This is a genomic window from Sphingomonas sp. M1-B02 (genome assembly GCF_026167525.1).
In the GTDB taxonomy this organism is placed as follows: domain Bacteria; phylum Pseudomonadota; class Alphaproteobacteria; order Sphingomonadales; family Sphingomonadaceae; genus Sphingomonas.
In genome coordinates this window covers 3,235,715-3,248,135 of record NZ_CP110679.1, presented here as the reverse complement: position 1 = coordinate 3,248,135, position 12,421 = coordinate 3,235,715, and the positions used below count along the sequence as shown (strand labels likewise).

Genomic DNA, 12,421 nt, shown 5'->3' with positions numbered 1-12,421 from the left:
CAACAACACCGAACTTCCTTTGCGCCTTGCTCCCATATCGCCGCGTCCGCGGCAATTCGCATCGGGCCGCCGATGGTTAGTATATTCTCAAGCCTTGGCCGCTAACCCCGTCATCACCACGGGGATCAAGAGCCGTAATGAGCGCTTTCGGACGACGCAGCGGAACGAGCGGAGGAACAGGCGGCAGGCCTGCGTTTGGCGTCGCACGCCCGATGCAGGGACCCGGACCGGCTCCGCGCCCTTCCGATTCTCCACTGGGCGGTGAGCAATTTCCGCCGATCGGCAGCGTGCCGCTCCCCGGCGCCTCCGGCGATCTCGACATCATGGAGCAGCGCGATCCCGCTTCGGGCAGCGCCGCCAATGGCGATGCGATGCAGCGCCTCGCCGATCGCCAGGCGCAATCGGGCGACGCCGGCAATTCGCGCGTCGAGGGCTTCGAGGCCTCGATTCACCGCATCAAGGAACAGGTGCTCCCTCGCCTGCTCGAACGAGTCGACCCCGAGGCCGCGGCAACGCTCTCCAAGGACGAGCTGGCTGAGGAATTCCGCCCGATCATCGGCGAAGTGCTCGCCGAGCTGAAGCTGACGCTCAACCGCCGCGAGCAGTTTGCGCTCGAAAAGGTGCTCGTCGACGAACTCCTCGGCCTTGGGCCGTTGGAGGAATTGCTCGCCGATCCGGCTATCTCGGACATCATGGTCAACGGCCCCGAGCAGACCTATATCGAGCGCAAGGGCAAGCTCGAGCTCGCCAACATCAATTTTCGCGATGAAGAGCATCTGTTCCAGATCGCGCAGCGCATCTGCAACTCGGTCGGCCGCCGCGTCGATCAGACTACCCCCCTCGCCGACGCCCGCCTCAAGGACGGCAGCCGCGTCAACGTCATCGTGCCCCCGCTCTCCTTGCGCGGCACCGCCATCTCGATTCGTAAATTCTCCGCCAAACCGATCACGCTCGACATGATGGCGCAGGGCGGGTCGATGTCGCAGAAGATGGCGACGATGCTCAAGATCGCCGGCGCCAGCCGCTTCAATGTCGTCATCTCGGGCGGCACCGGCTCGGGCAAGACGACGATGCTCAACGCCATCTCCAAGATGATAGACCCCGGCGAGCGCGTGCTGACGATCGAGGACGCCGCCGAGCTTCGTCTCCAGCAGCCACACTGGCTCCCGCTCGAGACCCGCCCGCCCAACCTCGAGGGCCAGGGCGAGATCAGCATCCGCGATCTCGTCAAGAACGCCCTGCGTATGCGCCCCGATCGCATCATCCTCGGCGAAATTCGTGGATCCGAATGCTTCGACATGCTTTCGGCCATGAACACCGGCCATGATGGCTCGATGTGCACGCTCCACAGCAATTCCCCGCGCGAGGCGCTCGCCCGTATGGAGAATATGGTGATGATGTCGGACATCAAGGTGCCGAAGGAGGCGATCAGCCGCCAGATCGCCGACTCGGTCGATCTCATCATCCAGGTGAAGCGCCTGCGCGACGGTTCGCGCCGCGTGACCAACATCACCGAAGTGATCGGCATGGAAGGCCCCGTCATCGTGACGCAGGAGCTGTTCAAGTTCGAATATCTCGACGAGTCGGCCGACGGCAAGATCCTCGGCGAGTATCGCTCGATGGGCCTGCGCCCCTACACGCTCGACAAGGCCAAGATGTTCGGCTTCGACAGCGCGTTGCTCGAGGCGTGCCTGTAACGGCTTAGGAGTCGCACGCGCCTGGGCGCCCCGCTAGAGCACGGGCGATGCTGGCCTTCCTCCTCCCTGCTTTCGCGCTCGTCCAGGCCGAACCGAAGGCCGCGACCAGCCTCACCCCTGACACCGAAGCGCGCTGGGTCGCATTCGAGCTTACTCCCTACAACCAGATCCGCTTCGCGCTCGAGCTGAACGGCCACGCGGCCCACGCCATCCTCGATACCGGCCTCAGCGACACGATCGTCACCGCCGCCTTCGCGCGCACTGCCGGCCTCATTGCCTATCGCCGCCAGCGCGCCGCCGCGATCGGGGGGAGTGTCGATGTCGATTGGGCGAACCTCGCGTCGCTCACCTTCGGCGGCCTCGCGCGCCGGGGCGGACGGATCGGCATAGCTGCCGCCAGCGGAGAACGCTTCGGCGCCGATGCCTTCCTCGGCAGCGACATCCTCGCCTGCTGCGCGCTCGAGATCGACTATGACGCGCGCCGCTTCCGCATGCTTCCCAGTGGGCGGATGCCCTTCGCCGGCACCATCGTTCCCCTCACCCGCGCCCGCGCCTCGGGCGTGTACCAGTCCGAAGTCCGGATCGGCGCGCGGCGGCTGCGGCCGATCGTCGTCGATACCGGCGACGGCGCCGCGCTCACGCTCAGCCGCGCCGCTTGGGCCTCGGTCGACTATCGCGGCTCGCCGGTCACCACCACGATCGGCTGGGGAATGGGCGGCGCCAGCGTCACCCAGATCGCCGTGGTCCCATCGGTCGCCCTCCCCGGCCTCGCTCCGGTCGAAAGCGAAGTCCGCGTCGAGGGCGAGGGCGGCTTCACCGCGCGCATCGGCGCCGCCGGCCGGCTCGGATCAGGACTGCTCCAGCGGTATCGTGTTTTGCTCGATCCCGGCGCGGGCCGGATGATCCTGCAGCCGGGCAAGACGATCGCGGCGCCCGTCATCCGCTCGACCAGCGGGCTGCTCCTCGACTTTACCGCCGCATCGCTGCGGGTGGTCCATGTCATGCGCGGCTCGCCGGCCGCGCTCGGCGGGTGGAGGCCCGGCGAGACGATCTGCGCCGCCGAAGGTCGCGACATCGCCGATCAGGTCGATCGCCAGGGCCTCGTCGAATGGAGCGTCGGCACTCCGGGCCGCACGATCAGCCTGACTCTGTGCCACGGCACCCGGCGCACCCTGAAGCTCGCACGCTTCTACTGAACACTATCGCAAGTTCAGCGCCAGGCTGGCGCAGACCAGTGCTGCCAGCATCGCCAATATCTGGATCAGCGACCACGGCATGAAGCCGGCGCGATCCAGATCGGCACGCTTGCTCCGCCGACCCTCGGCAAAACCGCTCGCAACTGCTAGTAACAGCGCTGCAGCCGCACCGCTCCATAATTGTGGTTGCATCGAATCGAGACTTCCCCGTGGCCAATGCCAGATAGGCAAGGAAATCCCATGCGCCAGACCCTGACTGTCCTAGCAATGCTCACCACTGCCGTCGCCTTCACCAGTGTCGCCGTCGGCGCGCCCCAGACTCACCGCCACGCGATCCACGAAGCGACCTCCGCGGCGACGCGCACCCCCGCCAACCTCGCCCGCGACAAATATCGCCATCCGGCCGAGACGCTTGCCTTCTTCGGCGTCGAACCCGACGACACCGTCGTCGAGATCTGGCCCGGCGGCGGCTGGTACACCGAGATCCTCGCGCCGCTGACGCTGGCGAAGGGCACGCTCTATGCCGCCGGCCCCTGGCCCAATGGCCTGAAGGGCGTCCAGACGCTCCAGGCGGCGAACCCCGCCGTCTATGGCAAGGTCAAGCTGGCCGCCTTCCCCTGGGCGGAGGGCCAGCCCAAGGTTGCAGACGGCACCGCCGACGCGGTCCTCACGTTCCGCAACGTCCATAACTGGCGGATGGGCGCCGGCCGCCCCGACAAGGCGGATTATTCGGCCGAGGCGTTCGCGCAGATGTTCGCGATGCTCAAGCCTGGCGGCACGCTCGGCATCGAGGATCATCGCCTCCCCGAGGGCGCCAGCGCCGAACGCGAGCGGACCAGCGGCTATATGAAGGTCTCCACCGTGCGCCGCTTGGCCGAAGCCGCAGGGTTCCGGTTCGTCGCCGCTTCCGAGGTCAATGCCAATCCCAAGGACAGCGCGGACTGGGCCGATGGCGTGTGGACGCTTCCTCCCAGTTATCGCCTCAAGGATGTCGACCGCGCCAAATATGAAGCGATCGGCGAAAGCGATCGCATGACGCTCAAGTTCCGCAAGCCCTGACCGCAACCCCTCCCCTCCCGCGGGGGGAGGGCTCGCGCCCGCATCGGCAAGAACCGCCCATTAACCAATCTCGCGTAGCACCCTTGTTCGTGCCACGCCGCATCCGTTCCCTCCTGTCCGTCCTGCAAGACGAGGTCGACAGTTTCGCCAGCACGAGCGAACAGATCGCCGCGCGCACCAATCTTCTCGCACTCAACGCCGCGATCGAGGCCGCCCGTTCGGGGGAGGCCGGGCGCGGCTTTTCGGTCGTCGCACAGGAAGTGAAGGCGCTTGCCCAGCAGGCCCGCCACGCCAGCCACGAATTTCGCTCCGAAGTGCGTGAACGGCTGGCGATGGGCGCGGGCATCGCCGACGAGATGGTCGGCGATATCGAGGGCACCCGGCTGGTCGAGCTGGCCCAGGCGTTGATCCAGAACGTCACGCGGCACCTCTATGGTCGCAGTATCGACCTGCGGCTGATGGCGTCCGACGCCGAGATAGTCGCCGCGACGCTGGATCCCACTCCGGAAAATCTCGCCGCGGCCGAGTCACGCCTGGCTGTGCTCGCCGCGACTTCGCCTTATTATGTCAACGCCTTCATTGCCGATGCGCAGGGCAGGGTCATCGTCTCGTCGGACCCTCATGCGCGCGTCCGCGAGACCAATCTCTCCGACGCCTCGCAATATCGCAACGCAATGGCCAGCACCCATCGCGATAATTGGTTCACCGACGCGGTCTGGCAAAACCCCTGGTCCGATCATCGCGCGGTCCTGGTCTTCGTCACGGGCATCCGCCCGCGCGGCCAGCACGGCACCCCCGCCGGCGTCTTCTATCTCGAATTCGATTGGGAGGGGCATGTCCCGGCGATCATCTCCGATCGCTCGCTGCTCGGCGACAAGGACTGGGCGCGCACCCGCATCGCGATCGTCGACGAATCGGCGCGGGTGGTCGCCGATTCGACCGGCACGCGCTATGGCGAGATCATTCCCCTGCCCGCCAACGCGGTACGCGGCGCCGAACCCCGCGCCGACGCCACCATCGCCTTCGCCACTGCCGCCGACTATCACGGCTTCGCCGGCCTTGGCCTGCGCTGCGTCATCGAGCAGAATATGCTGACCAAGGAAGAGATCGACGCGGCGCTGGGAGGCCTGCGCGCGCGATTCCGCTGAGGCCGCCCCTCTCAAGGAGGGCAGCGCCGCTTACTTCCCCAGTTTTTCGATCTTGTCCTGCAGTCGAGCGAGCTCGGCCTTGAGCGCGGAGACATCGTCGCCGCTCTCCGTCGCGGACGCAGCCGGGGCTACCGGCGCACCGGACACACCCGGCATACCGGGAACCTGCCCGGGCTTGAACGCTTCCGCAGCCGCTTCGAACATCGCCAGGTTGCGCTTGGCGATCTCGGCGAAGGGAGAATTGGCGAAGGCGCCCTCGACCGCGGACTTGAACTGTTCCTGGTTGCGGCGGAAGCTGTCCATCGAGGCTTCGAGATAGCCCGGAACCATCGCCTGCATCGAATCGCCATATAGCGAGATCAGCTGGCGCAGGAAATTGACGGGCAGCATCGTCTGGCCGCGCGATTCCTCTTCCATGATGATCTGGGTGAGCACATTATGGGTGATGTCGTCGTCGGTCTTGGCGTCCACGACCTTGAAGTCGCGGCCCTCGCGCGTCATCGCCGCGAGATGTTCCAGCGTGATGTAAGACGAGGTTTCGGTGTTGTAGAGGCGGCGGTTCGCATACTTCTTGATGATGACCGGACCGTTGCCAGTAGCAGTTTTCTTCATGGAACCCCCCGCGCGTGAGCGACTATCTAGCATCCTTTAATGCCGCATCGCAACAAGGGCCACGGCCCCTTCCACTGTTTCTTGCGTTGCTGCGCAGCGAGACTGCAGCATCCCCCGAACGCCGCGCCGCGGCATTGGCCGGGCTGCGTGCATATCAGGACGCGGAGCGCCCCGCGCCGCGCCCACCCAAGCCCGCGATCGCGACGGCCGGGCGCGCCAAGCTGCGCGATTATGGCGGCAGCGGCCTGCCGGTCGTCTTCGTGCCCTCGCTGATCAATCCGCCGCTTGTGCTGGATCTCGCGCGCGGCAATTCGCTGCTGCGCTGGTTGAGCCGCCAGGGCGTCCGCCCGCTGCTGGTCGATTGGGGAACCCCCACCCCCGACGACCACGCACAGGACGCCACCGCGCATGTCGAGCGGTTGCTGCTCCCGCTGCTGCACAGCCTCGATCGCCCGCCCGCCTTGGTCGGCTACTGCCTGGGCGGAACGATGGCGATCGCCGCCGCCGCCGCGACGACGCTCGCCGGGCTCGTCACGATCGCCGCGCCGTGGCGCTTCTCGGCCTATGGCGACGCGCTCGATCCGATCTCGGCGCTGTGGGACGAGGCATATGCCACCTGCGCGCAGCTCGGCGTGGTGCCGATGGAAGTGCTCCAATCGGGCTTCTGGCAGCTCGACCCCGCCCGCACCGTCGCCAAGTTCGAACGCTTCGCCCGCTTGGCTCCAGGCGGCAGCGCCGAGGCCCGCGCCTTCGTCGCGCTCGAGGATTGGGCCAACGGCGGCGCCCCGCTCACCTTCGCCGCGGGCCGTCAGATGTTCGACGATTTCTTCTCGGCCGACCTGCCGGGTGCGGGCAGGTGGACGATCGAAGGCAAAACCGTCGACCCCCAGTCGCTCGATTGCCCCGCGCTGTCCTTCGTTTCCACCACCGATCGCATCGTCCCCGCGGCCAGCGCGGCGCGGATCGGCGAGGTGCGCGAGCTCGCGATGGGCCATGTCGGCATGATCGTCGGCGGCCGCGCACGCGCCGCTTTGTGGCAGCCGCTCGCGGACTGGCTAAGCGGACTGCGCGCGACTAGATAGGCGCCAACGTCAAAAGACAGATCGCAGGAGCCTTCATGACCGATATCGTCATCACCGCCGCCAAGCGCACCCCCGTCGGCGCCTTCCTCGGCGCCTTCGCGTCCACGCCCGCGCACGAGCTCGGCCGCGTCGCGATCGAGGCCGCGCTGGAGCAGGCCGGGGTCAAGGGCGAGGAAGTCGACGAAGTGATCCTCGGCCAGGTGCTCACGGCCGCGCAGGGCCAGAACCCCGCGCGCCAGGCCTCGATGAACGCCGGCATCCCCAAGGAAGTCCCCGCCTGGGGCGTCCAGCAGGTCTGCGGCTCTGGCCTCCGCGCCGTCGCGCTCGCTTATCAGGCGATCAAGACCGGCGACGCGACGATCGTCGTCGCGGGCGGGCAGGAATCGATGTCGATGTCCACCCACGCCCAGTCGCTGCGCCCGGGCACCAAGATGGGCGACGTGACGCTGGTCGACACGATGATCAAGGATGGCCTGACCGACGTCTTCAACGGCTATCATATGGGCATCACCGCCGAAAATCTCGCCGAGCAATATCAGGTCACCCGCGGCGATCAGGACGAATTCGCCGTCCGCTCGCAGAATCTCGCCGAGGCGGCGCGCAGCTCGGGCCGTTTCAAGGATGAGATTTCGGCCGTCACCGTCAAGGGCCGCAAGGGCGACACGATCGTCGCCGACGACGAATATATCCGCGCCGGCGCCACCGTCGACGGCATCGCCGGGCTGCGCCCCGCCTTCAAGAAGGACGGCACCGTCACCGCCGCCAATGCCTCGGGGCTCAACGACGGCGCCGCCGCTTTGGTGATCATGTCGCGCGAAGAAGCCGAAAAGCGCGGCAGCCCGATCCTCGCGGTGATCAAGAGCTGGGCGTCGGCCGGCGTCGATCCCTCGATCATGGGCATCGGCCCCGTCCCCGCCTCGAAGAAGGCGCTCGAGAAGGCCGGCTGGAGCATCGCCGATCTCGATCTGATCGAAGCCAACGAAGCCTTCGCCGCGCAGGCGCTGTCGGTCGGCAAGGAGCTCGGCTGGGATGCCGAAAAGGTCAACGTGAATGGCGGCGCGATCGCGATCGGCCACCCGATCGGCGCATCGGGCGCGCGCGTGCTGACTACGCTCATCTACGAAATGCAGAAGCGCGACGCCAAGAAGGGCCTCGCCACGCTCTGCATCGGCGGCGGCATGGGCATCGCCATGTGCATCGCGCGCGACTGAGCCCGTCGGTGGCCGAATACGCCTATCACACCGTCGACGTCTTTACCGACCGCCGCTTTGGCGGCAATCCGCTCGCGGTCTTTCCGGCCGCGAGCGGGCTCGATACCGCGACGATGCAGGCGCTCGCCGCCGAGCTGAACTATAGCGAGACGACCTTCGTCCTGCCCCCGCAGGACCCGGCCAACACTGCGCAAGTGCGCATCTTCACCCGCACCGCCGAGATGCCCTTCGCCGGCCACCCCAATGTCGGCACGGCCTTCGTGCTGGCGCGGCTGGGCCATGTGCATGAACCGGTGCTGCGCTTCGAGGAAATCGCGGGAATCGTCGAAGTGCGCCTCTCCGAAAACGGCGCCGAGATCGACGCGCCGCAGCCGCTGAGCCTGCTCGGCGAATTGCCGGTGCCGGATATCGCCGCCTGCCTGTCGCTGCCGGTCGAGGACATCATCGTCACCGCGCATGAGCCCGTGCGCGCCAGCGTCGGCGTCGACTTCATCCTGGTCGAAGTCGCACCCGACGCGCTTGCCCGCGCCGCACCCGACATGCCGGCCTATCGCCGCGCCGCCACCGCGCATCCTTCGGGCAAGGGCCGCCTCTCGATCTTCCTGTACGCGCAGGACGGCGCCGGCATCTGCGCCCGCATGTTCTCGCCGCTATCCGGGACCTGGGAAGACCCCGCCACCGGCAGCGCCAACGCCGCCCTCGCCGCGCTCCGCCTGTCGCTCTCGGGCGAGTCCGAGCTGGCTTATGAAGCGGTGCAGGGGGTGGAGATGGGCCGCGAAAGCCGGCTGGCGTTGCGGGCTTGGAAGGCGAGCGACGGAGTCCGGGCGAGTGTGGGTGGTGGCTGCGTGGAGGTGTTCAGCGGTACCGTCTCGATCTAATCCGCTTTGAAGGGGGCAAGCTGATGAAATGCGCGTTTCTGTGTGCGACGGCACTCGCGGCTCCGGTAGCGGCGCAGACTGCCCCCGATGTCCCCCGGGTGCATAGCGGCCCTTGGGTCGCCGAGTTCGAAGAGTCGATGTGCGTCCTGTCTCGGACCTTTGGGCGGGGGCCGGATCAGGCGACTTTCGCGATCCGCCCCGTACCCGCCGATGACGACATCGAACTGGTCGTGATGACGCCGTACTCAGGCAAGAATTTTTACCGAGTGGGTCAGGACGCTTCGGTCGAATTGCTACCTAGTGGGCAGAAGGCGAACGGCTCGTTTCGTGACTATACGATTCCCGGCAAACGGCTTGTGCGTTTCTCAGTACCTCGTGCCGACATATCGAACTTTGCCGGAGCTACCTCCCTTCGACTCATTGCGGGCAAAGAGAGGCCAATTCACCTCGCACTAGCGAATTCGGCGGGTGCGATGCGCACCATCGCCCAATGTGAAGATATGTTGCTAACGCATTGGGGATATGATCTCGCCGCACTGAAGAAGGTGACTAAATATGCGGTGGCAGACCATCCCGAAACGTGGGTCACAACCGATGACTATCCCGTCAAGGCGCTGTTGGGGAAACGCACCGGCTACGTCCGCATGCGATGGACGATTGATGTAGATGGTCGAGCCAAGAATTGCGTGATCGTCCAGAGCAGCGGCCATCCTGACCTCGATTCGCTGTCGTGTTCGCTGATGCTCAAGCGAGCGCGCTACTCTCCTGCCCTCGGAGCAGACGGCACGCCCATACCGGCGCCCGCCGGCAGATCCATTCTCTGGCAAATTCCCTAATAGATAGATCGACCAACCGAGGTTTCGTCATCTCCAAACCCGCTCGAACCGCTTCCCCAATCCCGTCAGCAACTCATACTGCGACAACCCGCTAAGCGCCGCCGTCTCCGGCAACTCATAGTCCATCGCAACCCAATCCCCCTCGACCAGCTCCGGCACGGCATCCACCGCGATCGCGGTCATGTCCATCGACACCCGCCCGATCACCGGCACCGCCACATCGCCGACCCACGCGCGCCCCTTGCCCGAGAAGCAGCGCAGATATCCGTCCGCATAACCGATGTTGAGCACCGCCACGTCCATGTCCGCCGTCGCCACGAAGGTCGCGTTGTAGCCGACGATCTCGCCCGCCTTCACCCGCCGCCGCTGCAGCACCTGCGCCTCGGGCGTTACCACCTGCCGTATCCCGGCATGCCCCGCGCGCTGGACGCCGCCGTACAGCGATATCCCCGGCCGCGTCAGGTCGAAGCCATAGTCCACCCCCAGCGCGATCCCCGCCGAATTGGCCAGGCTCAGCCGCTTGGCGGAGGTGCGCCCCTGCAGCCCCGCCAGCCGATCGCGCTGCACTGCGTTCAGCGGCACATCCTCGTCGGCGCAGGCGAGGTGGCTCATCAGCGTGTCGATCGCCAGCCCGTCTAGCAGCCCGCTCGCCACATCCTCCAACGACACACCCAGCCGATTCATCCCCGTGTCGACCATCACGTCGCAGGGGCCCCCGCCCGAATCCTGCCAGCGACGCACCTGGTTCGCCGTGCTCAGCACGGGCCGGATTCGCTCGGGCAAATCAAAGCCGAGATCCGCCTCGCGCACGCCGTGCAGCACGGCGATATCGACGCGCAGATCGGCCAGTGCCGCAGCCTCGGCCCAGGTCGCCACGAAGAAATCCCGACATCCGGCGCGTTGCAACCGCCGCACCACCTCACGCGCGCCCAGCCCATAGCCGTTGGCCTTCACCGCCGCGCCGCACGCCGCCGCCCCGCTCAGCCGATCAAGCAGCCGCCAATTGTCGACGAGTGCCGCGCCATCGAGGCGCAGCCGTAGCGGGGATCCAGTCATCGCCGCAGCGATTAGCGCCGTACGGGCTTCGGCGCCACCGTCTCTTCGAGCCCCCACACCGTCACCACCAGCGCCAGCGCCACCACCGCGAAGGTGTACCAGAGCCCGGCATAGGGATCGCCGGTCTTGGCGACGATCAACTGGCTGATCAGCGGCAGGAAGCCGCCGAAATAGCCGGTGCCGATATGATAGGGGATCGACATCGAGCTGTAGCGGATCCGCGAGGGAAACATCTCGCTCAGCAGTGCCGCCACCGGGCCATAGGTCGCCCCCGAAAGCGCCACCAGCCCGAGGATCGCCAGCACGATCACCACCAGGTTTCCGCCCGAAGGCACCACCCGATCGAGCTGATAGCCCGCCGCCGCCAGCGCCGCGTCGAGCGCGGCAGGCTCTGTGTCGTTCACCGGATTGCCACCGATCGAGACGGTCACCGCCGGCGCCTTCGCGGTATTGTAGGTCACGCCTTTCTTCGAGAAATAATCGAGCAGCTTGCCGCACTCGTCGGGCTGCACGCTCGCGAAGGGGTCGTATCCGCAGTGCGGCCCGGTGACGATCACCGGCGCCCGCCGCGCCGCCGCCGCAAGCTCCGGATTGGCGGCGTTGCCGATCACCCAGAAGAGCGGGAACAGCAGCACCAGCGTCAGCGCATAGCCGATCACGATCGGCTTCTTGCGCCCCACCCGATCCGACAGATGGCCGAAGAAAATGAAGAAGACGATCCCGATCACCGCCGCGCCGCCGGTGATCAATTGCGCCGCGGTGGCATCGAGCCGCATCGGCCCCTGCAGGAACGACAGCACCGAGAAGGTCGCGGTATACCAGATCACCGTCAGCCCCGCGGCGATCCCGAACAAGGCGACGAACAGCCGCTTGCGGTTGCCGGGATAGATGAAGCTCTCGACGAACGGATTCTTCGCGGTCTCGCCGGCTTCCTTCATCGCCTTGAACACCGGACTCTCGGAAAGCTTCAGCCGCATCCACAGCGACACCGCCAGCAACACGATCGAGAAGAGGAACGGCACCCGCCAGCCCCAGGCGTTCCAGATTTCCAGCGGCATGCCGAACCGGCAGACCAGCACGACGGCGATGCTCAGGATGAACCCGCCGATCACGCTCGCCTGGATGAAGCTGGTATGGAAGCCCGCGCGCCCGTGGCTCGAATGCTCGGCGACATAGATCGCCGCCCCGCCATATTCGCCGCCCAGCGCCAGCCCCTGGCAGATCCGCAGCAGGATGATCAGCACCGGCGCGGCAATCCCGATCGCCGCATAGCTCGGCACCAGCCCGACGCCCGCGGTCGCCACGCCCATCAGCGTGATCGTCACCAGGAAGGTATATTTGCGCCCGAGCTTGTCGCCCAGATAGCCGAACAGGATCGCCCCCAGCGGCCGGAATCCGAACCCGACCGCGAAGCCGGCCCAGGCCAGCAACGCCTGCAGCACTTCATTGCCGGCGGGAAAGAAGGTCCGCCCGATGATCCCCGATGCGGCGAGCGTCCCATAGATGAAGAAATCATACCATTCGAACACGGTGCCCAGCGACGACGCGCCGATCACCAGCCGCATCTCCTTGGCACTCGGCTCCGCGGCCTGCGTCGTCATCTTGCTCTCCCCGTTCGAGGAGAGGTGTAGCGCGTGACGGCGCAG

The 12,421-nt window shown here is 66.6% G+C and carries 11 protein-coding genes and 1 pseudogene; 8 read left to right on the top strand and 4 right to left on the bottom strand.

The annotated features are described in order from the left end of the window. The first annotated feature begins 137 nt into the window (after window positions 1–137). Together OKW87_RS15660 and OKW87_RS15655 are read left to right on the top strand one after the other, a co-directional pair. On the top strand, window positions 138–1,697 hold the full coding sequence (locus tag OKW87_RS15660; protein ID WP_265540852.1) for a CpaF family protein: 1,560 nt from the start codon (window positions 138–140) through the stop codon (window positions 1,695–1,697). A gap of 47 nt (window positions 1,698–1,744) precedes the next feature. Then, window positions 1,745–2,893 (top strand): aspartyl protease family protein, encoded by a 1,149-nt coding sequence (locus tag OKW87_RS15655; RefSeq protein WP_265540850.1) that lies wholly within the window; start codon window positions 1,745–1,747, stop codon window positions 2,891–2,893. 3 nt (window positions 2,894–2,896) lie between these two features. On the opposite strand, the gene OKW87_RS15650 is transcribed toward OKW87_RS15655, so the two are convergent. Beyond that, entirely contained in the window at window positions 2,897–3,085 is a 189-nt protein-coding gene (locus tag OKW87_RS15650; protein WP_265540848.1) for a hypothetical protein, read from the bottom strand. Window positions 3,086–3,133: 48 nt separating this feature from the next. On the opposite strand from OKW87_RS15650, the gene OKW87_RS15645 reads away from it, so the two are divergent. Further along, window positions 3,134–3,952, top strand: a complete 819-nt coding sequence (locus OKW87_RS15645) for a class I SAM-dependent methyltransferase (protein WP_265540847.1) — start codon at window positions 3,134–3,136, stop codon at window positions 3,950–3,952. Window positions 3,953–4,116: 164 nt separating this feature from the next. Further along, window positions 4,117–5,100 (top strand): annotated as a pseudogene (locus OKW87_RS15640) (methyl-accepting chemotaxis protein); the annotation flags it as partial. A gap of 30 nt (window positions 5,101–5,130) precedes the next feature. Here OKW87_RS15640 and phaR read toward each other — a convergent pair. Further along, window positions 5,131–5,712, bottom strand: coding sequence for a polyhydroxyalkanoate synthesis repressor PhaR (gene phaR, locus OKW87_RS15635; RefSeq protein WP_265540846.1), 582 nt, complete (start codon window positions 5,710–5,712; stop codon window positions 5,131–5,133). Window positions 5,713–5,798: 86 nt separating this feature from the next. Here phaR and OKW87_RS15630 point away from each other — a divergent pair, with 86 nt between their 5' ends. Genes OKW87_RS15630 through OKW87_RS15615 form a run of 4 tightly spaced genes read left to right on the top strand, consistent with a single transcriptional unit; the run spans window position 5,799 to window position 9,719 of the window. Next, on the top strand, window positions 5,799–6,794 hold the full coding sequence (locus OKW87_RS15630) for an alpha/beta fold hydrolase (RefSeq protein WP_265540845.1): 996 nt from the start codon (window positions 5,799–5,801) through the stop codon (window positions 6,792–6,794). A 35-nt stretch (window positions 6,795–6,829) separates the two neighbouring features. Further along, window positions 6,830–8,005 (top strand): acetyl-CoA C-acetyltransferase, encoded by a 1,176-nt coding sequence (locus OKW87_RS15625; RefSeq protein WP_265540843.1) that lies wholly within the window; start codon window positions 6,830–6,832, stop codon window positions 8,003–8,005. A gap of 8 nt (window positions 8,006–8,013) precedes the next feature. Continuing rightward, on the top strand, window positions 8,014–8,883 hold the full coding sequence (locus OKW87_RS15620) for a PhzF family phenazine biosynthesis protein (protein WP_265540841.1): 870 nt from the start codon (window positions 8,014–8,016) through the stop codon (window positions 8,881–8,883). A gap of 23 nt (window positions 8,884–8,906) precedes the next feature. Then, a complete protein-coding gene (locus tag OKW87_RS15615) occupies window positions 8,907–9,719 on the top strand; it encodes an energy transducer TonB (protein ID WP_265540840.1) in 813 nt (270 codons plus the stop codon). 27 nt (window positions 9,720–9,746) lie between these two features. Here the strand turns inward: OKW87_RS15615 and alr are convergent, their stop codons facing one another. Both alr and OKW87_RS15605 read right to left on the bottom strand, forming a co-directional pair. After that, window positions 9,747–10,775: an alanine racemase gene (gene alr, locus OKW87_RS15610; RefSeq protein WP_265540839.1), complete on the bottom strand. Its 1,029-nt coding sequence runs from the start codon at window positions 10,773–10,775 to the stop codon at window positions 9,747–9,749. A gap of 11 nt (window positions 10,776–10,786) precedes the next feature. Continuing rightward, window positions 10,787–12,376, bottom strand: a complete 1,590-nt coding sequence (locus OKW87_RS15605) for an MFS transporter (protein ID WP_265540838.1) — start codon at window positions 12,374–12,376, stop codon at window positions 10,787–10,789. Window positions 12,377–12,421: the final 45 nt, after the last annotated feature.